This is a genomic window from Mesorhizobium mediterraneum (assembly GCF_002284565.1).
GTDB lineage: Bacteria > Pseudomonadota > Alphaproteobacteria > Rhizobiales > Rhizobiaceae > Mesorhizobium > Mesorhizobium mediterraneum.
This window is the reverse complement of sequence record NZ_NPKI01000037.1, coordinates 137,515-163,591: the sequence shown is the minus strand read 5'-3', so window position 1 is coordinate 163,591 and position 26,077 is coordinate 137,515. Positions and strand designations below refer to the sequence as shown.

The 26,077-nt window shown below is 64.2% G+C and carries 22 protein-coding genes and 1 pseudogene; 11 read left to right on the top strand and 12 right to left on the bottom strand.

What is annotated here, in order from left to right:
* Positions 1–16 precede the first annotated feature (16 nt).
* Together CIT25_RS38195 and CIT25_RS37750 are read right to left on the bottom strand one after the other, a co-directional pair.
* Positions 17–6,397: an autotransporter outer membrane beta-barrel domain-containing protein gene (locus CIT25_RS38195; RefSeq protein ID WP_101954546.1), complete on the bottom strand. Its 6,381-nt coding sequence runs from the start codon at positions 6,395–6,397 to the stop codon at positions 17–19.
* Positions 6,394–8,241, bottom strand: a complete 1,848-nt coding sequence (locus tag CIT25_RS37750; protein WP_101954544.1) for a hypothetical protein — start codon at positions 8,239–8,241, stop codon at positions 6,394–6,396. The genes CIT25_RS38195 and CIT25_RS37750 overlap by 4 nt, the downstream gene beginning before the upstream one ends.
* Before the next feature lie 320 nt (positions 8,242–8,561).
* On the opposite strand from CIT25_RS37750, the gene CIT25_RS27925 reads away from it, so the two are divergent.
* Both CIT25_RS27925 and CIT25_RS27920 read left to right on the top strand, forming a co-directional pair.
* The gene (locus CIT25_RS27925; RefSeq protein ID WP_337124228.1) at positions 8,562–8,975 is read left to right on the top strand and encodes a hypothetical protein; all 414 of its coding nucleotides are present in this window, start codon (positions 8,562–8,564) and stop codon (positions 8,973–8,975) included.
* Positions 8,976–9,108: 133 nt separating this feature from the next.
* Positions 9,109–9,576, top strand: coding sequence for an NUDIX hydrolase (locus CIT25_RS27920; RefSeq protein ID WP_095488431.1), 468 nt, complete (start codon positions 9,109–9,111; stop codon positions 9,574–9,576).
* Positions 9,577–9,585: 9 nt separating this feature from the next.
* Here CIT25_RS27920 and CIT25_RS27915 read toward each other — a convergent pair whose 3' ends face one another.
* From CIT25_RS27915 to CIT25_RS27895, 5 genes are all read right to left on the bottom strand, one after another.
* Positions 9,586–10,437, bottom strand: a complete 852-nt coding sequence (locus CIT25_RS27915) for a citryl-CoA lyase (protein ID WP_095488429.1) — start codon at positions 10,435–10,437, stop codon at positions 9,586–9,588.
* 13 nt (positions 10,438–10,450) lie between these two features.
* Positions 10,451–11,635, bottom strand: coding sequence for a CaiB/BaiF CoA transferase family protein (locus CIT25_RS27910; RefSeq protein ID WP_095488427.1), 1,185 nt, complete (start codon positions 11,633–11,635; stop codon positions 10,451–10,453).
* Positions 11,636–11,650: 15 nt separating this feature from the next.
* Complete coding sequence (locus tag CIT25_RS27905) at positions 11,651–13,174, bottom strand: tripartite tricarboxylate transporter permease (RefSeq protein WP_095488425.1); 1,524 nt, start codon at positions 13,172–13,174, stop codon at positions 11,651–11,653.
* A 3-nt stretch (positions 13,175–13,177) separates the two neighbouring features.
* Complete coding sequence (locus CIT25_RS27900) at positions 13,178–13,714, bottom strand: tripartite tricarboxylate transporter TctB family protein (RefSeq protein WP_095488423.1); 537 nt, start codon at positions 13,712–13,714, stop codon at positions 13,178–13,180.
* A 129-nt stretch (positions 13,715–13,843) separates the two neighbouring features.
* A complete protein-coding gene (locus tag CIT25_RS27895; RefSeq protein ID WP_095488421.1) occupies positions 13,844–14,821 on the bottom strand; it encodes a Bug family tripartite tricarboxylate transporter substrate binding protein in 978 nt (325 codons plus the stop codon).
* A gap of 205 nt (positions 14,822–15,026) precedes the next feature.
* Between CIT25_RS27895 and CIT25_RS27890 the strand changes: the two genes are divergently transcribed.
* A complete protein-coding gene (locus tag CIT25_RS27890) occupies positions 15,027–15,800 on the top strand; it encodes an IclR family transcriptional regulator (protein ID WP_095488476.1) in 774 nt (257 codons plus the stop codon).
* Between the two features lie 49 nt (positions 15,801–15,849).
* Here CIT25_RS27890 and CIT25_RS27885 read toward each other — a convergent pair.
* A pseudogene (locus tag CIT25_RS27885) lies at positions 15,850–16,388 on the bottom strand (GNAT family N-acetyltransferase).
* Positions 16,389–16,618: 230 nt separating this feature from the next.
* Between CIT25_RS27885 and CIT25_RS27880 the strand changes: the two are divergent.
* Positions 16,619–17,074 carry a DUF2214 family protein gene (locus CIT25_RS27880; protein ID WP_095488419.1) on the top strand — a complete coding sequence of 152 codons (456 nt, stop codon included), beginning with the start codon at positions 16,619–16,621 and terminating at the stop codon, positions 17,072–17,074.
* On the opposite strand, the gene nth is transcribed toward CIT25_RS27880, so the two are convergent.
* Entirely contained in the window at positions 17,068–17,871 is an 804-nt protein-coding gene (nth, locus tag CIT25_RS27875; RefSeq protein WP_095488417.1) for an endonuclease III, read from the bottom strand. The genes CIT25_RS27880 and nth overlap by 7 nt on opposite strands.
* A 22-nt stretch (positions 17,872–17,893) precedes the next feature.
* Between nth and CIT25_RS27870 the strand changes: the two genes are divergently transcribed.
* The 5 genes from CIT25_RS27870 to CIT25_RS27845 all read left to right on the top strand — a co-directional run bounded on the left by CIT25_RS27870 (position 17,894) and on the right by CIT25_RS27845 (position 22,766).
* Positions 17,894–18,388, top strand: coding sequence for a DUF2244 domain-containing protein (locus CIT25_RS27870; RefSeq protein ID WP_095488415.1), 495 nt, complete (start codon positions 17,894–17,896; stop codon positions 18,386–18,388).
* 248 nt (positions 18,389–18,636) lie between these two features.
* The gene (locus CIT25_RS27860) at positions 18,637–19,515 is read left to right on the top strand and encodes a methylated-DNA--[protein]-cysteine S-methyltransferase (RefSeq protein WP_095488413.1); all 879 of its coding nucleotides are present in this window, start codon (positions 18,637–18,639) and stop codon (positions 19,513–19,515) included.
* Between the two features lie 159 nt (positions 19,516–19,674).
* Positions 19,675–20,583, top strand: a complete 909-nt coding sequence (locus tag CIT25_RS27855) for a ribokinase (protein ID WP_095488411.1) — start codon at positions 19,675–19,677, stop codon at positions 20,581–20,583.
* Between the two features lie 9 nt (positions 20,584–20,592).
* Positions 20,593–22,041: an amidase gene (locus CIT25_RS27850; RefSeq protein ID WP_095488409.1), complete on the top strand. Its 1,449-nt coding sequence runs from the start codon at positions 20,593–20,595 to the stop codon at positions 22,039–22,041.
* A 110-nt stretch (positions 22,042–22,151) separates the two neighbouring features.
* The gene (locus CIT25_RS27845) at positions 22,152–22,766 is read left to right on the top strand and encodes a LysE family translocator (RefSeq protein WP_095488407.1); all 615 of its coding nucleotides are present in this window, start codon (positions 22,152–22,154) and stop codon (positions 22,764–22,766) included.
* A 153-nt stretch (positions 22,767–22,919) separates the two neighbouring features.
* Here CIT25_RS27845 and CIT25_RS27840 read toward each other — a convergent pair whose 3' ends face one another.
* Positions 22,920–23,861 carry a nucleoside hydrolase gene (locus CIT25_RS27840; protein WP_095488405.1) on the bottom strand — a complete coding sequence of 314 codons (942 nt, stop codon included), beginning with the start codon at positions 23,859–23,861 and terminating at the stop codon, positions 22,920–22,922.
* Between the two features lie 143 nt (positions 23,862–24,004).
* Between CIT25_RS27840 and CIT25_RS27835 the strand changes: the two genes are divergently transcribed.
* Positions 24,005–24,430: an Hsp20 family protein gene (locus CIT25_RS27835; RefSeq protein ID WP_023797450.1), complete on the top strand. Its 426-nt coding sequence runs from the start codon at positions 24,005–24,007 to the stop codon at positions 24,428–24,430.
* Between the two features lie 63 nt (positions 24,431–24,493).
* Entirely contained in the window at positions 24,494–24,751 is a 258-nt protein-coding gene (locus CIT25_RS27830; RefSeq protein ID WP_095488403.1) for a BQ00720 family protein, read from the top strand.
* A gap of 82 nt (positions 24,752–24,833) precedes the next feature.
* On the opposite strand, the gene ptsN is transcribed toward CIT25_RS27830, so the two are convergent.
* Both ptsN and hpf read right to left on the bottom strand, forming a co-directional pair.
* Positions 24,834–25,298 (bottom strand): PTS IIA-like nitrogen regulatory protein PtsN, encoded by a 465-nt coding sequence (gene ptsN / locus CIT25_RS27825; protein ID WP_095488401.1) that lies wholly within the window; start codon positions 25,296–25,298, stop codon positions 24,834–24,836.
* Positions 25,299–25,429: 131 nt separating this feature from the next.
* Positions 25,430–26,014: a ribosome hibernation-promoting factor, HPF/YfiA family gene (gene hpf, locus CIT25_RS27820; protein ID WP_095488399.1), complete on the bottom strand. Its 585-nt coding sequence runs from the start codon at positions 26,012–26,014 to the stop codon at positions 25,430–25,432.
* Between the last annotated feature and the right edge of the window lie 63 nt (positions 26,015–26,077).

Genomic DNA, 26,077 nt, shown 5'->3' with positions numbered 1-26,077 from the left:
CTCCACCTCAAGCCAGCTAGAAGCTGACCTTGAGGGACGCGCTGACCGCGTTCTGTTTTACTGTTTCCCCGAAGGCGCCATTGTACCTGACGGCCATGCCGACGCCGTTCACGCCATTGAGTTCGAGGCCGGCACCGACGCGATAGAGCGGCGAATCGACCTCCTGTGTCAAGTGCAGCGCCGGATTGCCGGGTAGATCTTCCGCGGCCGCGAATTGGCCGTCGATCTCCCACTTCTTGTTCGAGAACTCCACGCCTGCCTTTCCGTAGACGCGAAGGCTGGCGATGTCGCTAAGCGCGATGTCGGTGCCGAGCTCGAGGCCTGGCGTCGCGGAATAATAGGTGTTGGAACTGTCGTCGAAATTGAAGGCGGCAACCGAACCCTCTTCCTTGCCGGAGACGCGAAGCCAGCGTGCATCGAATTGCAAGGTCGGCTGCAGGTAGAACGCGCCCATCTGCTGGGTCACGCCGAACCGTGCCGAGCCGCCGAACTGGGCGGTCCTTTGCGTATAGGTGACGCTGTTGCCGATGCCCTCGAGCAGCAGTTCCGGCAGATAGACGCCTTCGAGCGTTTCGCCGGGAATATAGCCGACCTGGTCGACATGCGTGTCGCGTTGGCCGTCGAACATGCCGGTGCCGCCGCCAACGGCGAAGTCGACGAAATAGTTCTTGTTCTCGTATTTCGCCAACGCGTAGGCCTGCCAGGATTCACCCTGGGTGGTCGACAGCAGATCCTGGTTGAAATGGATCTCGGAATCGAACTCTGTCCGCCCGATCGTGCCGCCCAGCGACCAGTTCTGGTTGACCTCGCCAATGGCGCCGAACGACATCGTCTTCAACACATCGTCGCGGCTGGTCGTTCCCGCCCCGGCGTCCCGGCTGTAGTCGGCCTGCGGGCTGATCACGCCCCAGACGCAGCGCCCGTCGGGATTGCTGTATGCGGGAACGCCGGTGCATTCGCGCGCCGTTTCCAGCATGATGTCGGCCGAGCGGTTGACCATCTCGAACGCATGCACCGCGTAATGCGGCGTCAGTCGCGTCAGCGCTGCGCCGAGTGACGCCTCATCCGGCAGGAACCGCAGCATATTGATCAGCCGCGCCATCGGATTGTCCGGGCTCGACGACGCCTCGACATCGTCGAGATACTGCGCCATCTCGAACACGCCCGGGTCGTTGGTGCCGGAGTTGGGATCCTGCGCCAGTTCCAGGAAGGTCGGATTGTCGGCGTAGAGAACGAGATCGGTGCCGTCGTCCACCCTGGTCAGGAAATTGAAGCCGACCGCCGGATGCAAGGTCGTCGGCGTGATGCCGGAATCGACCATCGAGGAGCCTTTCGCCAGCAGATATTCGGTAAACAGCTTGTCGATCGACAGGAAGTTGAGCGGCGCCTCGCCGTTGAAGTCGCCGGCGCCGGTCAAGGCAAGGGCGTCGGTGATCTGATCGTTGAGATCGACGTCGGTGACGAAATCGCCGGTGGCCATTTGGGTGAAGCCGCCGGTCACATCAACTGTCTCCACGACCGCGATACCCTTGTTGGTCATCAGGCCGTCGTTGAGGAAGGTGCCGCCGCCGAGGTCGATGGTCTTGAGGCCGACCATCGAGGAATTGGCGAAGTTGTGGAAACCGTTTATGCCGCCGCCGAGATCGATATTGCCGATAACGCGGCCAAGCGTGCTGGCTGTCCTTTGATTGTTGACCAGATCGTTGCCCGAGGTGCCGGTGATCGACAACGGGCTGAAATCGTCCAGCAGCGATTCCAGGATCGCCTTCTTCGGGGCAACGGGTCCACCGGCCACAAGCTCCTGGAGGTATTCGGCCAGGTCTGCCTCATTCTGGAAAGAAAAGGATCCCGTCAGCCCCATCGCATAAGTCAGGCTGTTGTTGTTCAGCGTATTGTTCTGACCGCCGACCAGCATGGCTGCCACGCCAGTGCTGCCGCCGCCTATTGTATACTGGCCTTTCAGGTCCAGACTGATATTGCCCTTCAACCCGCTGGCCGTGCTTTCGGCATAGGCTGCGACCGAATCCGCACCCTGTGCGAACAAATTGCCCTCCGCGATCAGGTCGACTGCGCCGGAATTGCCTTGGCCGGTGGCGCTTTGCCCGAACAGCGCATACGAACTCGCGCCCTTTACCCAGACCTGGCTCATCGCCGTCGCTTCGGCCGCGGCTGCGTCGCCGATGCCGCCTTGCGAGCCGGCAGCCGATTGGCCCATCGCCAGCGAGGCCATGCCACCAGCGCCACCGCCGCCGCCGACAGCCTGCGCGATAATGCCATGGGCGCGGTCGCCGTCCGTCTCGATCTCACCGTCCTGGATGATGGTAACCTTGCCGCCGGTGCCCTTGGTGCCGCCAGGGGTGTTGAAGCCGATGGCGTTCGGGCCGCCGCCATCGTCGTCGGCGCCGAAACGGCCAAAGCCGGCGCCACCGAAGCCGCCGCCGCCGCCGACCGATTGCGCGATGATGGCAATCGAATCCTTGCCCGTCGTCGTGATCGTGCCGGTGCGGATGACGGTGACGTCGCCACCATCGCCGCCATTGCCGCCGAGCCCGCCAATGGCGAGCGCATTCGAGCTCTTGCCCTTGGCGTCGCCACCATAGCCGCCACCGCCGCCGACCGATTGCGCGACAACACCATGCGCGCGTTCGCCATGGGTGATAATCGCACCAGAGATGGTGACGTCCACCTCGCCGCCATTGCCGCCATTGCCGCCGAAGCCGCCAAGTTGCAGCGCAATCGAGTTGTCTCCGGCCGTGTCTGCCGACACTGTGCCGCCATAGCCGCCGCCGCCCCCGATCGACTGCGCGAAGATGCCGATCGCGCCGTCCTTAGTGGTTTCGATGACGCCGTCATTGTTGACGATGACATGGCCGCCATTAGCGCCGTCGCCGCTCGGCAGCGAAACCGCGCCGCCGATCGACATGTCGGCTGTCGAGGCGCTGGCCGCGGCGCCTGATGCGCCGCCGCCGCCGCCGACCGACTGGGCGAAGATGCCGTGCGACAGATAGCCGGTGGTCTGGATCAGGCCATGATTGTCGACCGTCACGTCGCCGCCGCGACTGCCTGCGCCGCCGATGCCGCCGATCGACAAATTGACCGCCACCGACTCGGCCTCGCCGGTTTCGGTCGAGCCGCTGCCGGCCGCACCGCCGCCACCGCCGATCGACTGCGCGAAGACGCCATAGGAATTGTCGCCCTGGGTGATGATGGTTCCGGTCGTATTGTTGATGACATGGACGAACTTGCCGATGCCGCCATTGCCGCCAAGGCCGCCAAGAGCCGCCGAAATGGAAACAGAGGCGTCGGCGGATGTCGAACCGGCCGCGCCGCCGACACCGCCACTGCCGCCGATCGACTGCGCCATGATGCCGTGCGAATTGGCCTTGTCCGTCAGGACGATACCGCTGTTGGTGACATGGACCTCACCACTATCGCCGCCGCCGGCGCCAAGACCGCCCATCGAGAACTTGACGTCCACGGTGCCGCCGTCGCTGCCCGTGCTCTTGCCGGCGCCGCCGGCGCCGCCGCCACCGCCGATCGACTGCGCGAAAATGCCGATGGAATTTTCCTGCCTGGTCCAGATCAGGCCGGTGGACTGATTGGTGACCTCGACGAGCTTGCCTTCGCCGGCGCTGCCGCCGAAGCCGGCTATGGCGCCGCCGATCGCGTATTCGGCTTCGGCACCAGCCGACGCCGAGCCGCCTACACCACCGCCGCCACCGATGGAGCTGGCGCTGATGCCATAGGAGAAGGCGCCGTCGGTGATGATCCAGTTGCTGTTGGTGACCGACACTTCGCCGCCGTCGCCGGCCGTGCCGCCCGGCAGAGAGAGCGCTACGCCGATCGAAACCGTCGTTTTGCCATCGTCGCCGGCACCGCCGCCGACGGTTTCGTCGGATGCCGAAGCCGCGCCGCTTGCGCCACCACCGCCGCCGACCGCCATCGCCATGATGCCGGACGAGCCGAAGCCTTGCGTGGTGATGAGGCCGGAATTGTTGACGGTCACCTTCCTGGCTTCGCTGGCGCCGCCGCCATGTCCGGCCAGGCCCATGTTGACGTTGACGCTGGTCTGGCTGCTGCCGCCGATATTGTAGGACTTGGCGGTGCTGGAGCCGCCGATGCCGCCACCGCCGCCGATCGACTGGGCGATGATGCCCGACGAGAAGGCGCCGGTCGTGGTCAGCGTGCCCGAATTGATGACGTCGACCGTGTTGCCGTAGCTGCCGGTGCCGCCGCCGCCGCCCATGGCGAAATTCGCCGCGACATTGACACCGCTGCCGCCGCCGACATTGGCCGACCCACCGGTGCTGGTGCCGCCATTGCCGCCGCCGCCACCGATCGACTGCGCAACGATCGCGCTGCTGGAATCGCCGGTGGTCTTTACCGACATCGCATTGGTCACATGGACGTCACCGGCGAAATCGCCATTGCCGCCGCCGCCGCCAATATTGACGGTGGCGCTGACCGTCACATTGTTGCCGTAGCCGCCCGCGCCACCGAACGTATCGCCGGCATTGCCGCCGCCGCCGCCGATCGACTGAGCCATGATGCCGACGGCCTGGAAGCCTTGGGTTTCGATCCTGCCGCCGCCGGCAAGCCCGGTCTCGACCCGGACCGTCCTGCCCTCGCCACCGCCGCCACCGCCGCCGCCCACGCCGACGCCGAGATTGACCGCCACGCCGTTGCTGACGGCACCCGCAATCGAGGTCGTGCGGCCACCATTGCCACCGCCGCCGCCGATCGATTGCGCCACGATGCCGCCCGAACCCGTGGCATCGGTAAGTGAAATGAGGTTACCGTCCGCCTTGAGCGTGACAGCGCCGCCCGAGCCGCCATTGCCACCGCCGCCGCCGACGCTGACCGCTACGGCGGCGGATGCATAGAGACCGGCACTGAACGCGCCGGAGAACGCTTTGCCGCCATTGCCGCCGCCGCCGCCGATCGCCTGTGCCAGAATAGCCTTGGATTCCGCGCCGCTGACCGTGATGTCGCCGGTATGCGTGACGTTGACCGCCATCGCGTCCCTGCCAACGCCGCCGTCGCCGCCGACCGCCACGCCGACGCCGACAAAGGCGCCGACGGACACCGCACCGGCGCTGCCGCCATTGCCGCCGCCACCGCCGACCGACTGGGCGAGTATGCCGTGTGACAGGTCGCCTGTGGTGGTGATCCTATTGGTGTTGACGACCTCGACCTCGCCGCCATTGCCGCCGCCGCCGCCATGGCCGCCGACACCAACCGCGGTGAACAGGCCGCCTGCTCCGGCAAAACCGCCGTCGCCGCCGCCGCCGCCGATCGACTGCGCCAGCAAGCCGACCGAGAGGTCGTCTGCGGTGGAAAGTTCTCCCGTGTTGCGAACTGTGACCTTCTGGCTCGAGCCGCCGGCAGCGCCGGCACCGCCGATGGCCAGCGACGGACCACCAATGGCGATCGAGAAGCCACCCGATCCACCGCCGCCGCCGACCGACTGCGCCAAGATCGCATGCGACTGCACGCCCTCGGTGGCGATCCTGGCGCCATTGGTCACGTCGACCGTCTTGCCGCCACCGCCGCCGGCGCCCTTGCCGGCTATGCTGACATTGAGGGCAAAGCTGCCGGCGACACTGCCGCCGCCAGTGCCGCCGCCACCGCCGACCGATTGCGCGATAATGCCGGTCGAACGGTCCTCGATCGTATGGATGGAGCCGCTGTCGACAGTGACCCTGACCGTGCCGGCTTCGCCGGCCGCGCCGCCCTGGCCGCCTACGCCGACCGCAGCGCCCGCCGACAGATTGAAGGAAAAGCCGCCATTGCCGCCGCCGCCGCCGATCGACTGCACGACAAGGCCTGCCGAATCGGCCTGATGAGTGGTGATCGTGGTTGTCGCGGATCTGTATTCCGCAGCATTGGCATCGCCACCGCCGGCGCCATTGCCGCCGATGCCGACTGTGAGGCCAAGGCCGACACCAATGACGCCGCCGCCATTGCCGCCGCCGCCGCCGATCGACTGCACGATGATGCCGGCCGAGCGCTGCTCCCACGTTTCCACGGACCCGTTATAGGTCGCGTCGACCGCCAGGCCCCGGCCTGCCGCGCCGGCGCCGCCGCCGATGCCCAGATTGGCGATAGCGCCGAATGTTCCGACAAAACCGCCATTGCCGCCGCCGCCGCCGACCGATTGCACGATCAGGCCGGCGGAATCGGTGCCATGCGTGATGATCGATTGGCCGCCGCCAGCGGTGCGGAAGAACACCTGGCCGCCGTCGCCGCCCCCGCTGCCCTTGCCGCCAACGCCGACGCTCACCCCCAGACTGCCTGCAACCACGAAGCCACCATTGCCGCCGCCGCCGCCAAGCGACTGCGCGATGATGCCGGCCGAACGTGCCTGGCTGGTTTCGACCGTGCCGCCGGTCGTCATATCGACTTCTTGCCGATGCCACCCGCGCCTGCGTTGCCACCCACGCCGACCGCAACGACGTCCGCGCCACCCAGGGCAAATCCGCCATTGCCGCCGCCGCCGCCGACCGATTGCACCAGGATGCCGATCGAATCGGCGCCGCTTGTCGTGACATGCGAATTGCCGACGTTGTAGTTGACCTCGTCGCCGTCGCCCGCGGCGCTGCCGCTGCCGCCGATCGAAACCGAAGCAATGCCGCCGGCGGCGAAGCTGCCGCCGCCATTGCCGCCGCCGCCGCCGATGGATTGAGCGAGGATACCGATAGCCGAACTGCCATGCGTGCTGACTGTCGCGCCGGCGCCAGCCTGATTGACGTTGACGACGCCGCCATTGCCGCCGGTGCCGCCGCCGCCGCCGATGGCAACCGCCGCGATCGGGCCAGCCGACAGCGCGAAGCCGCCATTGCCGCCGCCACCGCCGACAGACTGGGCGAGCACGCCATGCGCGCCGTCGCCACTACCGTCGGAGCCGGTGATTATCTCACCGCCGACATTGGCGGTCACCGTTCCCGCAGTGCCGCCGCCAGCGCCAATGCCGCCAACAGACACGATGCCGGCTGCGCCACCGCCGTCGCCGCCACCACCCCCGATCGATTCCACCAACATGCCGATCGCACCAATGCCGTTGGTCGTGATCCTGTTGGTATTGGTCGCCGTGGCGTTTCCACCGTTGTTGCCATCGGCACCGGCTCCACCGCCGCCGAACAGACCGAAAGCACCGCCGCCACTGCCGCCGGCGCCGCCGACGGATTGCACGACCAGGCCGGAGGCGAAGTCGCCATGGGTCGTTATCTCACCGGAGTTTTCACCCGAAGCATTGCCGCCGCTGGTGGGTGAGCCGCCATTGCTGCCGGATCCGACAAAAATCGAAGACGATTGATTTCCGTCGCCGCCGCGGCCACCGGCGGAGCGGACAATCATGCCATATGAAAATCGACCGCCTGTGGTGATCTGCCCGGCGTTGCTGCCGTTCGCGGTGCCGGCACTGCCGCCATTGCCGCCTTCGCCGGCATTTGCATAACCGGCGGAGACGGCGTTACCACCGGTGCCGCCATTGCCACCGCTGGCGTCTACGATGATCCCGAACGAGTTTTCACCGGTCGTTTCGATGATGCTCGAGGCTGTGGCCGTTGCATTGGCGTTGCCGCCGGCGCCGCCATGGCCAGCGTCACCTTCATCTGCGAAAACGAGACCGCCGCTGCCGCCGCCATCACCGCCCTGACCGCCGGTGGCCGTCGCAACCATGCCGTGATGAAAATTGCCCTCCGTGAACAGGCTGGCGGTGTTGGTGGCACTGGCGCTTCCGGCGTTGCCGCCATTGCCGCCCTCGCCACCATTGCCTACGAGCAACAGAAAGCCGTATCCGCCATTGCCGCCATTGCCACCATCCGCCGTGACATCATAGGCGCTAACATGGGGCAGAGCCGGCGCAGGCACGCTCTGGTCGGTGTTGTTGACATGCACTGCGTTGCCGCCCGCGCCGCCATTGCCGCCGTCGCCGTCATAGCCGCTGCCGTTGCCTCCATTGCCTCCATTTTGATTGATGAGGACTTGCGCATGAACGACATCTGTCGAAACGGGAAGGAGCCCTGCCAAGGCCGTGGCGCCGAGCAGCAGCGCCAGGCGATTTGGCAGAATGGCCCGGCCGGGCAAAATGCGCCGGTTCTCGCCGCGCGCGGCTTCCGGCGCGGGTCCAGCTTTCTTGCTCGATCTGATATCGACAGGGCGTTCCGTCGAAACGGCCTTATTGCCGATGACGGTCCGCCGCACGGAATCCGACACGGAGAGCCTTGAGAACAAAGCCATGCACTACCCCCTAGAGTGCGACGTTCCCAATCCCTACTTGGATCCGCCGCTGCCGCCACATCTACTCAGGCAGTAAAAAATGCTGGATATTCGTAATAGAACTCAACGCATTAAGGCCAGCGCTCCCAATTCGTTGTGAAGCGCTGGCTTGATTAGAATACATTAACTTCTGCCCAATGGAATTCGAATTGTTGAACTTGCGCTTGATGGAATCGAAGTGTTGCGTGAAGGACACTGGCCAAAACGTCTGACGTTTCATAGTCGTCATATGACGGCAATGCTTCAATCGGCCTGCCGAAATATTAGAGATTACGAATATAATGTCCTGGCGGCAGGCGCATCGATTCCACTACGATCGGGGCCTTGGCGATGGCATCGCCACGCAGACATCCTATATTAGGAGGGTGTCTCCTCCGCGCGGGAATGAACGGATGTCGCAGTCTCGTCTTTCAACGATTTTCACGTCGGCATTGCTGGCAACAGCGATCTTGCCGGGCGCAAGTCCGGCCGCCTTGGCACAGGTCCTCAACCCCGCCGACCGCAACGCGCTGGTCCGGCAAAACGAATTGCAGGTGCTCGAGAACAGGCTGCGGCGCCAGCAATATCAGCAGCAGCAACAGCAGTTCCGTGCCCAGGATCGCGAGGTCGCGCCGCAACGGCCAGATGTGCAGCAGATGCAGCCTACGTGCCAGTTGCGACGGTCGGGCAGCCGCTTTATCAGCACCTGCCGCTGATGAGCCGGTACTTTTCATTTATTTAGCCGACTTATAGCCTTGAACACCGCTCTACTTGAAGTAGCATCGAAGGCGGTTTTGATTTCGCAACGTGCCTTTGTGCTTGGGCACTGCCCTGATTGGATCGTCGGGAATGGCAGCCACCAAGAAGAAGGCCGTACGCAAGGCAAGGAAGGGGGAGCGGGTCCGTCAGGTCGCGGCTATTCCTTTTCGGCTGAGCGAACACGGGGACGTTGAGGTGATGCTGGTCACCTCGATATCGACAAGGCGCTTTATCGTGCCCAAGGGCTGGCCGATGAAGGGCAAGAGTGGGCGCAAGGCAGCCACCATCGAAGCGCAGGAGGAAGCCGGCGTCCTCGGCAAGACGCTGAAGCAGCCGGCCGGCACCTATTCCTACTGGAAGCGGCTGACAAACCGCTTCGTTCGCGTCGACGTCACCGTCTATCTGCTGGCGGTGACCGAGGATCTGCCCAACTGGCAGGAAGCCAACAGACGGCAGCGAGCATGGCTGACGCCGGAAGACGCAGCAGTGCTTATCGACGAGCCCGACCTTTCAACGCTGCTGAAGAACTTGAAGGTTCCCCAACCTGCGCCCGCTTGAACCGGGGCCTCATTTGGAATCGTCGTCTCCCTGAGGGAAAGGCCGGACCGGCGTGCCGGCATAGGCCCACAACCATTCGCGCGGCAGCGGCCCCTTGTTGCGGTCGCTCTGCTGCGACTGCTCCCACGCATGCGCCAGAATGCCGACCGAGCGCGACAGCACGAAAAGGCCGCGCGTCAGCGGCGGCGGAAAGCCGAGCTCGCCATAGATGACGGCGGTGGCGCCGTCGATGTTGAGCGGGATTTTCTTGCCCTTGCGCCGCGCGACCTCGGCCTCAACAGCCTCGGCGATGTCGGCGAAACGTCCGCTGATGATGCCGCGCGCGGCAAAATCTCGGGTCAACTCGATGAGGCGCGGCGCCCGCGGATCGACCGGATGGAAGCGATGGCCAAGCCCCGGCACATAGGATTTTTCTTCGGCAAAGAAGCGATCAAGCCGCGCCGTGACAGCATCGGCAAGCGTCATGCCTCCGTCCAGTGCCGCGGCGATGTCGCCGTAGAAGGCAAGCGCCTGCTCGCCAGCTCCGCCATGCACGTCGCCGAGCACATTAATGGCTGAGGCCATGGCGCTGTTGATGCCGACGCCGCAGGTAGCAGCCATCCGGGCAATGGCGATCGACGGCGCCTGCGGCCCGTGATCGACGGCAGCACCGAGCGCGATGCCGAGCAGCGCCGCCTGCTCCTCACCAGGCAGTTCGCCACGCAGCATCAGCCAGATCATCGCCGGAAAACTGACGCGGCCGATCAGGTCCTGGATCTCATAGCCGCGCAGCCGGATCACGCCGGGGCGCATTTCGATGATATCGGTCTGCCACCATTCCTCGCCGCGCTCGCGGCCGGTTTTTTTCCCAACGTTGCTCATGGTCTCGCGTCGCTCATGCCTGCGCTCTTTTCTTGACGCGGGGCGGCAAGCCGGCAAACACCTCCTCCATATGCTCGCCCAGCGTCGGCGGCGGCTTGGTCGGCAAGGGTGCTGCGCCATCAACCAAGAACCCGCCGCGCACGACGGTCAGCGGCCGGTCGATGTTCGGCATGCCATCGAAACGGGTGGTCATGTCGCGCCCGATCACTTGCTGCTCGGCCAGCACCTGCGGGATCGTCAGCACCCTGCCCGCCGGCACGCCTGCACGATTGAACGTCTCCTCCCAGCCCGCGGCCGAGCCGCTCGCCAGGGCATCCTCGATCAGCGCCTTCAAGGCGATGCGGTTGCGCTTGCGCGTCTCGCGCTCGGCAAAGCGTGGGTCCGACGCCAGATCGGGCAGCCCGATCAGCCGGCAGAGCGCCACGAATTGCTCCTGCTTGTTGGCAGCGATGTTGAGCAAGCCATCGCCGGTGCGAAACGTTCCAGAAGGTGCCGCCGTCATGTTCTCATTGCCCATCGGCTGCGGCTCAACATCAGCCGTCAGATAGTTGGAGACCGGCCAGCCCAGTGCGGAAAGCGTGCATTCGAGCATCGACACGTCGAGAAAAGCGCCTTCGCCTGTCGTCTTCTGCTTCACAAGTGCAGCAGTGATGGCAAAGGCACCAACCAGTCCGCCCAACGTGTCGGCAACGGGATAGCCGACACGCAGCGGCGCGGTCTCCGGCGTGCCGGTGATACTCATGATGCCGGACAGTCCCTGTATGATCTGGTCGTAGGCCGGATTGTCGCGCATCGGCCCGGTCTGTCCAAAACCCGAAATCGCGCAATAAACCAGGCTGGGGCGGACCTCTTTCAGCTTCTTGTAGCCAAGCCCCAGCCGGTCCATCACGCCGGGGCGGAAATTCTCGACCAGAGCGTCGGCGGAGGCGACCAGATCGAGGAAGCGTTCGCGATCGGCCTCTTTTTTGAGATCAAGCACCACCGATCGTTTGCCCGCGTTCTGCGCCAGGAACGAAGCGCCCATTCCGGCACTGTTGAGCTCCGGCGAGCCGCCGAGCTGGCGCGCCAGATCGCCGCCTTGCGGCGCCTCGACCTTGATCACGTCCGCCCCGAGCAGCGCGAGCTGATAGGCGCAGTAAGGACCTGCCAGAACATTGGTCAGGTCGAGGACGCGGACACCGGACAGCAGATCGGTCATGATGTCACAAACAGGTCAGGCATCGCCCGGCACATGCTCCGGCCCACGCCTGCGCCTGCGCTCGACGTAGGCCCAGATATGCGGCCCAATCAGCCCGATGAACGCCAGCGTCAGCAGTGTCAGCGACAGCGGATGCTTGTAGAACACCGACCAGTCGCCATTCGAGATGGTCATCGCCCGGCGGAACTGCGCTTCGGCGAGCGGCCAGAGGATCATGCCGATGATGACCGGCGCCGTCGGGAAATCGAAGCGCCGCATCAGGAATCCGGCCCCGCCGAGCAGATAGAGGATGACGAGGTCGGTCGGCGACTGAGAAATGCCGTAGGTGCCGACCGTGGCGAACACCAGGATGCCGGCATAGAGCTGCGGCGCCGGGATTTTCAGCAGCCGCACCCACAGACCGATCAGCGGCAGGTTGAGGATGACGAGGATGACATTGGCGATGAACAGGCTGGCGATCAGCCCCCAGACCAGATTGGCCTGCGTCATGAACAGCATCGGCCCGGGATTGATGCCATAGCTCTGGAAGGCCGACAGCATGATCGCGGCCGTCGCCGAGGTCGGCAGGCCGAGCGTCAGCATCGGCACCAGCACGCCGGCAGCCGATGCGTTGTTGGCGGCTTCCGGTCCGGCAACGCCTTCGATGGCGCCGACCGTGCCGAACTCCTCCTTGTGTTTGGAGAGCTTCTTCTCGATCGCATAGGACAGGAACGTCGGGATCTCGGCGCCGCCGGCCGGCAGGGCGCCGATCGGGAAGCCGAGCAGGGTGCCGCGCAGCCAAGCCTTCCACGAGCGTGCCCATTCGGCGGCGGTCATGTAGAGCGATCCCCTCAGCGGCACGATCTCGTCCTTGCCGGCATAGCGGCGCGAGGCCATGTAGAGCGTCTCGCCGACCGCAAAGAGGCCGACGGCGACGACGATCACGTCGACGCCGTCGAGCAACTGGCTCATGCCGAAGGTGAAGCGCGGCTGGCCGGTCTGCAGGTCGACGCCGACTAGGCCGATGACGAAGCCGACGAACAGACTCGTGAGGCCACGCACCGACGACGAGCCGAGCACCGCCGAAACCGTGATGAACGCCAGCACCATCAGCGAAAAATATTCGGCCGGGCCGAAAGACAGCGCGAATTTGACCACGACCGGGGCCAGGAAGGCGACGCCCAGCGTGCCGAGCGTGCCGGCGACGAAGGAGCCGATCGCCGAGGTGGCAAGCGCAGCGCCGCCGCGGCCGGAACGGGCCATCCTGTTGCCTTCCAGCGCGGTGACGATGGTAGCACTTTCGCCCGGCGTGTTGAGCAGGATCGATGTCGTCGAACCGCCATACATGGCGCCGTAATAGATGCCGGCAAACAGGATGAAAGACGCTTCCGGCGCCACCTGATAGGTGATCGGCAAAAGCAGGGCGATGGTCAGCGCCGGTCCGAGGCCGGGCAGCACGCCGATCGCGGTCCCCAGCGTCGTGCCGAGCAGGCACCACATGAGATTGACCGGCGTAAAAGCGACCGAAAATCCATGCGCGAGATGGCCAAGCGTTTCCATGCGTCACGCCCTCAACATACGGATAGTCGCATCGAGAACCGTGTTCAGCTGGTTCTCGATGAAGCCGGCGCCGATATTGACGCCGAGAGCCCTGGCGAAGCCGAAATAGGCGGCAAGCGCCAGGATAAGGCCGAGCATCACATCACGCAGCGGATGTCTGCTGCCGAACCCATGGCAGATGAGAACGAACATGATCACCGAGGCCGCGGTAAAGCCAAGCGGCTGGATCAGCACAAGGTTCGCGACCAGTCCGACGGCGACGATGCCCATCGCCTTCCAGTCGGTTGGCGTTTCCTTTTCTTCCTCCGGCTGCCAGCCGCCCCGCAGGGCGGCGACGATCAGCAGGAGGGAAAGGATCGTCATGCCGACCATGGTGATGTAGGGAAAGACGGTCGGGCCGACCTTGGAGTAGAGCGGCGACACCGGAATCGACAGCGTCTGCCAGGCTACCGCGCCGGCGCAAGCGAGGAGCCCGATGCCGATCAGCAATTCGGGCGCGGCAAGGCGCGGCCGCGCCGCCTGCTGGTCGCTGGTGCTCATGATCGTCCTCCCTGGATAGCCGGTCTCCCACAGCCGACCTCACCGCAGTTTCACCCGCGCTGGATCGTATGTCCATGCGGCTGGCGAACATCGGAAAGGGGCGGCGCAGGCCACCCCCTTCCGAGGGTATCAGGCAAGGCCGAGGTCCTTGAGGATGGCCGCGATCCTGGTCGTGTCTTCGGCGAGAAATTTCGCATAGTCGTCGCCGGTGAGCAGGATTTGCGTCCAGTTGCGGTTCTTGCATTCGGTGGCCCAGGCATCGCTTTTGGCCATGGTCTCGACCAGCGTGATCATCGCCGCCTTGTCGGCGTCGGAAACGCCCGGCGGTGCGAAGACGCCGCGCCAGTTGAACAGTTCGACATCGATGCCGGCTTCCTTCAGCGTCGGTGCGTCGATGCCTTCCTGTGGCTTGTCCGCGGAAATGGCGAGCAGCCGAAGCGCGCCTGCCTTGACCTGTTCGGAGAACTCACCATAGCCGGAGATACCGGCCGCGACCTGGTTGCCGAGAAGCGCCGACAGCGCCTCGCCGCCGCCGGCGAACGGCACATAGGAGAGGTTGGCTGCCGGAACACCGGCCGTCTTCGCGATAAGGCCGAACAATATGTGGTCCGAGCCGCCGGCCGAACCGCCAGCCACCGGGACCTTGGTCGGATCGGCTTTGAGGGCGGCGACGAAATCCGCTGCTGTCTTGAACGGCGAGGCCGCCGGCACCACAAGCGCCTCGAACTCGCCGGTGAGGCGGGCGATCGGCGTGACTTCGGTGAGATTGTTGGCCGATTTGTTGGCGATGATGGCGCCAACCATGACCATGCCGGCAACCATCAGCGAATTGCCCTTGCCGTTCCACTGGCTGATGAACTGCGGAAGGCCGACCGTGCCGCCGGCGCCGCCGACATTGGTGATCTGCGAGCCGGAGATCAGCTTCTCACTGCGCAGCACCTGGTCCATCGTGCGCGCCGTCTGGTCCCAGCCGCCGCCGGGCGCTGCCGGCACGAAGATCTGGATCTGCGGTGCATCCTGCGCGAAAGCGGGCGAGAGATGCAACGCCGCGAAACCGGCGGCGCCGGCAGCAGCGGTGCTCATTAAAAATCTGCGTCTGTTCAGCATGGGGATTCCTCCAATCACGACACCTCCTCCGGTGCCTGCCAGCAACGTAGCCTGAATTCAGACCCGCTCGACAAAAATTCATGCAGGCTTTGCCTAGTTCTGTCAACAGGAACGACGTTCTACTAGACAGAACTGATTGCGTGCGGCACAGTTGCTCCGATCGGCCCCTTCTGTCCAACGGGAACGGAACGACGTGGTCAAGCAGATGACCGTAACACAATCCAAGCCTGCCTCGACCGCCGGCGTTGCCGCGCTCGATCGTGCGATCGCTATCCTCGATGCTTTCGCCACTGCCGACCGGTCGCTCAGCCTAGCCGAAATCGCGGCGCGGACCGGCCTCTACAAGAGCACGATCCTGCGCCTGGCGAACTCATTATTGCGCGGGCAGTTGCTGGAGCGTCTCGACGACGGCCGCTACCGTGTCGGCCCTGCCACCTTCCGGCTGGGCGCGCTATACCAGCGTTCGGTCGTGGCGATCGACATCCTGCTGCCGATCATGCGTGATCTGGCCGAGCGAAGCTGGGAAAGCGTCGCTTTCTATGTCCGCTCGGGCGACGTGCGGACCTGTCTCTACCGCGTCGAGTCCAAGCATCCCATCCGCTACACCATACGGGAAGGCGACGTGCTGCCCTTGCTGGCTGGTTCGGGCGGCCGTGTCCTCGCGGCGTTTTCCGGTCAGCAGGACGAGCCTTACGAGACGATCCGCAAGACCTACCACTGTTTGTCGGTCGGCGATCGCGACCCCGAGACGGCGGGCGTCTCGGCACCGGTGTTCGGGCCAGGGCATACCTTGCTCGGTGCATTGACGCTTTCCGGCCCGAGCACGCGCGTCGACGCGGCCTTTCTCCAGCGCATGAAAAAACCTTTGCTCGAGGCGGCCGCGCGCGCCACCCGCGCTTTCGGCGAAGACGCCTCAATGCTCGAACAGGCTGCCCGCAAGGCCGAAGTGGAAGGCCCGGTGCTGAAGCGAAAGGCGTAGAAAGCCTCGATTCGGCCTGACCGCAACCACGGAATGACAGGCAGCACTCTCAACACTGCCGTTCCAGCAGTATCGTTGCATTGTCGTGATAAATGGTCCGCAACACCTCCCTGTAGCCGCATTTTGCCGCAACGTTCAGCGAACCGGTGTTTTCCGGATCGATGATGCAGACAGTCCTTGCGCGCCGGAATGCTTCATCGCCCCAGGCGAGAACCCGTCCGACGACTTCGCTGGCGAACCCTTGGCCATGTGCGCTCGAAGCCAGCGCCCAGCCGGCCTCCGGAACGCCCTCGATCGACGGCACGATATCGCGCTTCAGATCGTGAAAGCCGGCCTCGCCGATGAAGCGGCCGGATGCTTTGTCCTCGATCGCCCAAAAGCCGTAGCCCAAGAGCGACCACAGGCCGGCATGACGCAGGAAGCGCATCCAGCTTTCTTCCGTGTGCGCGGCTTGCCGCCGATGAAGCGGGTGACGGCCGGATCGGCCCACATGGCGACATAGGCATCGAAATCATCGAGCCGGTGCGGCCGCAGCACGGTGCGCGGGGTTTCAATGACGGGAGCGACGAGCGCCTGTGGATTACCCATGTGTCATGCCTTCGGTTGCGGTTGCCTATGTGCTTAGTGCATGTCGCCCAAGACTGCTCGGCGGTTTTGGGGATAACGACATGCGACAGAGATCCAAATCGCCTGCACCAAACAAGAGCCAAAGCCTGTGCAGATCATCTTCCAGCCCAATGTGAATCCTGCCCAGCGGTGCTACTTTTCACAGCAGCTGATTCAGCGTCCGCTGTGCCATCCGACGGAGGGAAAAGGGCATGGATACCACCGACCTTCTGCTTGCCATCTTTCATCATCTGCTGGTGTTTTCACTGGCAGGCATCATCGGCGCCGAATTTGTCCTGATCCGCGGCGATCTGCCCGCCGCGACGCTCCGGCGGCTTGTCGGCATCGATCGCCACTATGGCATCATCGCCATGCTGATCATCATCGTCGGCATCGCCCGCGTCATCTACGGCCTGAAGGGTTGGGAGTTTTACGTCTACAACTGGGTGTTCTGGGCAAAGATGGCGACCTTCGTCATCGTCGGCCTGTTGTCGATCGTCCCGACGGTCCGCTTCGGCTCCTGGAGCAGGCAGGCCTCGGCCAGCCCCGGCTTCCAGGTGCCTGCTGCGCAACTTGCATCCGTTCGAACTTATGTCCGCGCCGAAGCGTTCATCTTCCTGCTGATCCCGGTCTTCGCGGCGGCGATGGCGCGCGGCTACGGCTACTGAATTTCGCCTACCGGTTCGAGTGGCGCAATCTCGACCAGCGGCGCCGGCACATCGTTCGTCTTTTCGTCAGCCTTGCAGATATCGGCGATGACGCAGACCGGACAATCCGGCTTGCGCGCCTTGCAGACGTAGCGGCCATGCAGGATCAGCCAGTGATGGGCGTGGCGCATATATTCGTCCGGAATGATCCTCAACAGCCCCTGCTCGACCTGTTCCGGCGTCTTGCCGGGCGCCAGCCCGAGCCGGTTGCCGATGCGGAAGATGTGTGTGTCGACCGCCATCGTATGCTGGCCGAAGGCCATGTTGAGCACGACATTGGCGGTCTTGCGTCCGACGCCCGGCAGCTTGACCAGTTCGTCGCGGTCATCAGGCACCTCGCCGCCATGATCGCGGATCAGCGCTTCCGACAGTGCAATGACGTTCTTCGCCTTGTTGCGCCAAAGCCCGATGGTGCGGATATAGTCGCCGACCTTGGCTTCGCCGAGCGCCAGCATCTTTTGCGGCGTGTCGGCGACCTTGAACAGCGCCCGCGTCGCTTTGTTGACGCCGACGTCGGTCGCCTGTGCCGAAAGCACCACTGCCACCAGCAGCGTGAATGCGTTGATATGTTCGAGCTCGCCCTTCGGCTCGGGCCGCTGAACGGAAAAGCGTCGGAAAATCTCGTGCACCTCGGCCGGGCTGTAGAGCGAATGGGACCGCACCGGCCGGGCACGCGGCTTGGCAGTTGGGCCGTCGCGTCGGCCGCGGGGCAGGTCGTTTTTGGGTGTGGAGGAATTTTTGGACTTGGGGTTCGCCATCCCCTTCCTATAATATCCCGCCATGAGCGACACAAACGCCTCATTTCAGGCCGACGAGCCATTCTTCCAGGCGTTGCTGATACCGCATCGGTCGCTCGGCAAAACCGGCTTTGCCATCCTGATGGGCGCTCTGCTGTTCGGCTCGTTGGTCACCGGAGCGTTTTTCCTGTCGCGCGGCGCCTGGCCGGTGTTCGGCTTCCTCGGTCTCGACGTCATCGCCGTCTACATCGCCTTTCGCGCCAATTATCGTGCCGCCCGCGCCTGCGAGGAGGTGTCGGTCTCACGCACCAGTCTCGACATCCGAAAGACGGCGCCATCAGGAAAATCGGAAGCGCATCGCTTCAATCCGTTCTGGGCGCGTTTTTCGGTCGCCCGCCACGCCGAGATCGGCATCACCAGAATGGCGGTTGAAGCGCAAGGCCAGAATGTGCCGATCGGCGGCTTCCTCAATCCCGACGACCGCGAGAGCTTTGCGTCAGCCTTTTCGCGTGCCCTGGCGACCGCCAAGGCACGCTAGATGTGAGCGAAACCGCCTCGTCCGCGAAATGATTTTTCAGCAGCGATTGAGGCAACCGGTTCTCCGGTGCCTTGCGATAGACGGTGATCAGCAGCGTCTCCTTCTCCTTGGTGAGATGCACCTTTTCGCCAGCCATCATCGGCTCCTTTCCCGAAGCCAACTCTATCTGGGGATGTGCGGAAAGAAGGCAAGTTTCGGGTGGTGATCGGCGCCGCGAAGGACGATATTCGCGTCAAGGAGACAGTCCTATGAACGCACAGACCGCTATTCTGAAGAAAGACATCACGCCCGAAGGCGGTGACTACGAAGTTGTTCGGCGCGCGATCGAGAAGATCAGCCTTGACTACCGTGACCAGCCGTCGCTCGAAATACTGGCCGAGGAGGTTGGCGAGACGCCGACCGGGCTGCAGAAGCTGTTCACCCGCTGGGCCGGCCTGTCGCCCAAGGCCTTCTTGCAGGCCGTCACGCTCGACCACGCGCGCAAACTGCTCGATTCCGGCATGCCGCTGCTCGAAGCTTCTTTCGAGGTCGGCATGTCAGGTCCCGGACGGTTGCACGACCTTTTCGTCACCCACGAGGCGATGTCGCCGGGCGACTACAAGACGCGCGGCGCCGGGCTGACGATCCGCTACGGCTATCATATCTCGCCATTCGGCATCGCCCTGATCATGGTCACCGACCGCGGGCTTGCCGGCCTCGCCTTCAACGATGCCGGCGGCGAGCGTGCGGCCTTCGCCGACATGTCCAGCCGCTGGCCGAACGCAAACTATGTCGAGGACATGGCTGCGACGGCGCCCTATGCCGCGCGCGTCTTCGATCCGGCGCTGTGGCGCGCCGACCAGCCGCTGCGCGTCGTCATGATCGGCACCGACTTCCAGGTTCGCGTCTGGGAAGCCCTGCTGCGCATCCCGATGGGCAAGGCCTGCACCTATTCCTCGATCGCCGCCCGCATCGGCGCACCGAGCGCCAGCCGGGCGGTGGGTGCCGCGGTCGGTGCCAATCCGATGTCGTTCGTGGTGCCGTGCCACCGGGCTCTCGGCAAGTCCGGCGCGCTCACCGGCTACCACTGGGGCCTGACCCGCAAACGCGCCATCCTTGGCTGGGAAGCGGGACAGGTCGCGCCTTGAAATAGTTCACGGCCTCGTGCGCTGATACCCAAACAGACCTTGCGACACCGGCGAGACGCTTTCGCCGGTGTTTTTCGTTAACCCGCGAAATGACTGCCCGCTCTGGAAAGCAGCTGTCTTCCGGGCTAGCTTCCCGCGCAGTCAGCAGGGAGGCACCACTTGATAATCGTTGTCGGCTCGATCAACCTCGACCTTATCGCCAATGTCGACCGCTTGCCCGCACCGGGTGAGACGGTTCGGGGCTCCGGCTTCACCACCGCACCTGGCGGCAAGGGCGCCAACCAGGCGCTGGCCGCCGCACGCGCCGGCGCCAAGGTGCGCATGGTCGGCGCCGTCGGCAAGGACAACTTCGCCACTGAAGCGCTGGCGCTGCTGCGGGACGGCAAGATCGACCTGTCTGGTGTCGGTGAAACATTCGCCTCGACCGGCACGGCATTGATCATGGTCGCCGACGACGGCGAGAACGTCATTGCCGTGGTGCCGGGCGCCAATGATTCGGTCGTGACGGGCGATCTTTCCAAGGCTTTCATGAAAAAGGGCGATGTCGTGCTCTTGCAGCAGGAGATCCCGCTGCACACCGTCGATGCCGCACTGGACGCGGCACGGGCGGCAGGCGCGATCACCGTGCTCAACACGGCACCCTTCCGTGCAGAGGCGACCGCCTTCCTCGGCAAGGCCGACTATGTCGTCGCCAACGAAACCGAATTCGATCTCTATGGCGAGGCGCTGTCGCTGAGCGGTCGCGATCGCCCGGCGCGGATGCGCGATTACGCCGGGAAGACCGGCCGCACAATCGTCGTCACGCTCGGCGGTGACGGCGTTCTGGCTGCCACGCCAGCCGATCTTCTGATGGTTCCGGCGCTGAAGATCACTCCGGTCGACACGGTCGGCGCCGGCGACACGTTTTGCGGCTATTTCGCCGCCGGCCTGTCGTCCGGCCTGCTGCTCGAACAAGCGCTCGCCCGTGCTGCAGCCGCTGGTTCGCTCGCTTGCCTGAAGCCCGGCGCCCAGCCGTCGATCCCGCAGGCGAAGGAAGTCGACGCGGCGCTACAAAAATCCGCCAGCTAGGTGAGAGCCATGCGTCCTGCCACAAAACACGCCGTGCCGCCTGCCGGCGATATCTGCCGCCTGTCCGCCGTGGACCTTGCCGGCGCGATCCGGCGCCGTCAGCTTTCCGTCCGCGAGGTGGTGACGGCATTCCTCGACCGGATCGACGCAGTGAATCCGCTGGTCAACGCCATCGTCTCGCTGCGCGACCGTGCCGACATCTTGCGCGAGGCCGATCAGGCAGACGCCCATCTGGCGCATGCAGGGCATTCCGGCCCCCTGTTCGGCCTGCCAATCGCCATCAAGGATCTCGCGCAGACCAAGGGCCTCAGGACCAGCTTCGGCTCGCCGATCTTCGCCGATTTCGTGCCGCAAGAGGATGATTTCTTCGTCGAACGCGTCCGCAAGGCCGGCGCCATCATCATTGGCAAGACCAATGTTCCCGAATTCGGGCTTGGCTCCAACACTTACAACGCCGTGTTCGGCCCGACGCTCAACGCTTTCGACCCAGCCTTGACCGCCGGCGGTTCGAGCGGCGGCGCGGCGGTCGCGCTGGCGCTCGACATGGTGCCTGTCGCCGACGGCAGCGACTTTGGCGGCTCGCTGCGCAACCCGGCCGCCTACAACAATGTCTTTGGCTTTCGCCCGTCGCAAGGACTGGTCCCGGCGGGCCCGGACCTCGACGTCTTTCACGCACAGATGGGCGTCGAAGGGCCGATGGGCCGCAGCGTGCGCGACATGGCGCTGCTGCTAGACGAGCAGGCCGGCTACGACCCTCGCGCGCCGCTCTCACATCACAAGCACGGCTCGTTCCTCGAAGGGCTGCAAACGGCGGCGGCCGGCGGCCGCATCGCCTGGTTCGGCGATCTTGGCGGCCATCTGCCGGTTGAACCCGGCATCCTTGATCTTTGCGAGGCCGCTCTCGGCCGCTTCGCCAACATATCCTTTCAGACCGAAGCGCTGGTGCCGGATTTCGACTTCGAAGCGCTATGGCAGGCCTTTGTGACGCTGCGCCAGGCGAGCAGCGGTTGTGCGCTCAAGGCGCATTACGACGATCCCTTGAAACGCAGTCTTCTGAAGCCGGAGGCCGTGTGGGAGGTGGAACATGCGCTGCGCCTCACGGCGCCGCAGATCCACGCTGCCACGGTGAGGCGCTCGTCGTGGCACAAAACCCTGCTGTCGCTCTTCGACCGCTTCGACCTCATTGCGCTGCCGACCGCGCAGGTCTTCCCCTTCGAAGTCTCCACCCACTGGCCGACACAAGTGGCCGGGCGTGCCATGGACAGCTATCACCGCTGGATGCAGGTTTCAGCGCTCGCCACGCTGGGCGGCTGCCCTGCGGTCAACGTACCGGCGGGCTTCGATGCCAGAGGCAGGCCGATGGGCATGCAATTGATCGGGCGGCCGCGCGGCGACATGGCCGTGCTGAGAGCAGCGGCGGCCTACGAGGTGACGCTGCCGTGGCCGGCCGGAGCCTAAATCCAGGTCAAGGCTGCCAGCGACATATGCTGCCGGCTTGCACCGTCGTTGCTGTCATGCATTGATCACGGTCGGCCGCGTCGCAAAGCCGTATATTGTCGAGGAAAACCATGTCGCTGGAACTCTACGCTACCTATGTCGTTGCCTGCATCGTCATTGTCCTGGTGCCCGGACCGACGGTCACGCTGATCATCGCCAACAGCATCCGCCATGGCTCCCGCGCCGGCCTCGCCAACGTCGCCGGCACACAGGCCGGGCTGGCCATCATGATCGCCATTGTCGGCATCGGATTGACCTCATTGATCGCGGGCATGGGCCATTGGTTCGAGTGGGTCAGGCTGATCGGCGCCGCCTATCTGATCTGGATGGGCGTGCAGATGTTCCGCTCGAAGGGCAAGCTGAACGCCGACGGATCGGCGAAGACGCCGCGCGGCGGCTTCTTCCTGCAGGGCCTGCTGGTAGCGATCAGCAATCCCAAGACGCTGGTGTTCTTCGGCGCCTTCTTTCCGCAGTTCATCGCCCCTGAAGGCAACTACACATTGCAGATCGTCGTCATGGGTCTCACCGCCCTGATCTTCGCCGCCGTGTCGGATTCGACCTTCGCGCTCGCCGCCGGCCGCGCCGGACGCCTGTTGTCGGCCGGCCGCGTCAAGCTGCTGTCGCGGATCAGCGGCAGTTTCCTGGTTGGCGGCGGGTTGTGGCTGGCGTTTTCAAAGGCGAAGTGAGAGCCCTTCCCTCGCCCCGTTTACGGGGAGAGGGTGGTCGCGCAGCGACCGGGTGAGGGGCAGCTCCAAGGTTGCAAGCAAAAATACCGACGGGTGCGCCGCCCCTCATCCCCCTGCCGGGACTTCTCCCCGTGAACGGGGAGAAGGAGGCTTTCACAGCCGCCCCAGCCTTTCCAGCAGCAGCGCGAAAAACGCATCATGGTCGATGTCCCGCATCACCATGGCGTTCTTCGGCCGCTTGGTCACGCCCCACCAGTCGATCACGGTCATGCCCATGGTGAGCTCGGAGGCGGTTTCCACGGTGACGTTGCAGTTGCGGCCGCTGAACAGCTCCGGCTTCAACAGATAGGCGATGACGCAGGGGTCGTGCAGCGGTCCACCATCGGTGCCGTATTTCTCCTCGTCGAAGCGCTCGAAGAACTCCAGCATCTCCGCCGTGGCCGTGCCGACCCTGGTGCCGAGCTTGCGGAAGGCTTGAGTGCGCTTGGCCGTGGTCAGCGCCTTATGGGTGACGTCGAGCGGCATCATGACGATCGGGGTGCCGGATTTGAACACGACATCGGCGGCATGCGGGTCGACATAGATGTTGAATTCGGCGGTCGGGGTGACATTGCCGCCTTCGAAGAAGCCGCCGCCCATCAGCACGATTTCCTTGATGCGCGGCGCGATCTTCGGCTCGCGGATCAGCGCCAGCGCGATGTTGGTGAGCGGTCCGAGCGCGCAGAGCGTGATCGTGCCGCTCTCTTCCTTCATCAGTGTCTCGACGATGAAATCGACCGCATACTGGTCCTGCAGCTTCATTGTTGGCTCGGGCAATTGCGGTCCGTTGAGGCCGGTCTCGCCATGCACCTCCTCGGCGGTGACCAGTTCGCGCGCCAGCGGCCGGATGGCGCCCGCATAGACCTTGATCTCAGGCCTGCCGGCCAGTTCGCAGATCTTGCGTGCATTCTTTTCGGTGAGCCTCAGCGGCACGTTGCCGGCAACGGCGGTCATACCGACGATCTCCAGCTCGGCGCTGCCAAGCGCCAGCAATATGGCGACGGCATCATCCTGGCCGGGATCCGTGTCGATGATGATCTTGCGGGATTGGGGCATTTCAATTCCTTGTTTGGGGAGTCTTTTTGGGCGGGGCTTTCGACGGCTTGAACTTGACCGCGGGGCGGACCATATCAAGACCATCGGGAAAAATGCCATCCGGGTTTTTCCGCTTTATGTCGCTCTTGAGAGGACAGTGTAACATGAGCCGAATGACGCCTTTCTCCAGCCCGCTTCTTCTGGGTTTCGACGCCATGGAAAAGACCCTGGAACGTCTGGCGAAGTCGGGTGACAGCTACCCTCCCTATAACATCGAGCGCCTCAGCGGTGCCGACGGCAAGGCCGAAAGGCTGCGTATCACGCTCGCTGTCGCCGGTTTCGCTGAAAACGATCTCGATGTGACCACGGAGGAAAACCAGTTGGTCGTGCGCGGCCGTCAGAACGACGATACCGAGCGCGAATTTCTTCATCGCGGCATTGCCGCGCGCCAGTTCCAGCGCTGTTTCGTGCTGGCCGACGGCATGCGGGTGATCGCGGCGGAGCTGAAGAACGGCCTTTTGTCGATCGATCTCGATCGGCCCGAGTCCGAACGGCTGGTACGGAAAATAAACATATCGGTGAAAGACTGATCTTCACCGATGGCTCTCATGCGAGGCGGCCTTGAGCGGCGTCCTCGCGACAAGGAGGCTTAAATGACCAGAACTGACGAAAATCTCATCATGACCAGCGGCGAATTCGCCCATCTCGGCGAAGGCACGGTCGCCTATCTCAGGAAAGTGTCGAGCGACGATCTGCGCGGCCGTTTCCCGGGCCTCGGCGAAATCGCGCCCGGCCTGGAACTGTGGGCCCTGTTTGCCGCCAATGGCCAGCCGATCCTGCTTTCGGACGCTCGCGACCGGGCGCTGGCCGGCGCCCTGGAAAACGACCTGACCCCCGTCGCCATCCACTAAATTAACAATACGGCACAGCGATCTGGTTGGAACGGACAGGGCCGCCCACGGCGGCCCTTCAACGGATCTGATCAAAAAAAGCTCAGGCCGCGTGCGAGGCCTGTGTATCCGATAAAAGCGCGTGGATCGCTGCGGCGTCGCGGGTGCCCCTGATCTTGGCCACCGTGTCGGCGTCGCGCAGCACCCGCGCGATACGCGACAGCGCCTTGAGGTGATCGGCGCCGGCGCCTTCGGGCGCCAAAAGCAGGAACACCAGATCGACCGGCTGGTCGTCCAGCGCCTCGAAATCGACCGGCGTCTCCAGCCGTGCGAAAACGCCGGCGATCCGCTTCACCCCGGCCAGCTTGCCATGCGGAATGGCGATGCCGTTGCCGACACCGGTCGAGCCCAGCCGTTCACGCTGCAGGATGGTGTCGAACACCTCCCGTTCCGGAATGCCGGAAATCGCCGCCGCCCTTTCGGACAGCATTTGCAGCAGTTGCTTCTTGGAGTTCGCCTTCAACGCCGGCAAAATCGCCGGAACGTTGATAAGATCGCTCAGATCCATACTTGAAATCCCTTGTTCGCCTGCCGTCGCCAGTCCTCACTCTCGCGTGCGGCTGGTTCCTTATCCCAGTGCGGCCTTGGCCGTCATCTCTGTGCGATCCTGGGTCGTCATCTCTGTGCGACCCTGGGTCGTCATCCCTGCGCGACTTTGGTCGTAGATGGGTCGATCCAGCCGATATTTCCGTCCGGCCGACGATAGACGATATTGAGATGCTCGTTTCCGGCATTGCGAAAGACGAGGACCGGGGTGTCCTTGGTGTCGAGCTCGATCACGGCTGACGCCACCGACATGGTCCGCAGCGTCATGGTTGATTCGGCAACGATGGCTGGCGCGAAATTCTCCGGTATTTCCTCATCGTCGTCGGCAAGCGGCGCCATCACCGTATAGGCGATGTCGGTGAGCTCGCCATTGGCATTGCCTAAATTATGTGACTTCAGCCGACGCTTGTAGCGTCGAAGGCGGGTTTCAAGGCGATCCGCCGAGGCCTCGAAAGCGAGCGTCGGGTCCTGGGCTTCACCGGTCGCCTGCAGCGAAGCGCCGGAATCCAGCCGGATCATGCAATCGGCCGTGTAGCGCGATCCCGATTTGACGACTACGATTTGACCTGAAAAGCCCCGATCGAAATATTTCCCGATCACTTCCCCGACACGGTCGTTGATGCGCGTACGGAACGCATCGCCGATATCCATGTGTTTTCCTGATATGCGCAGTGTCATCTGAAAACTGACCTTCCTTGCTCAGGCTTCAAACTGTCCCGAGTTTATACCCGTGATCTGTGC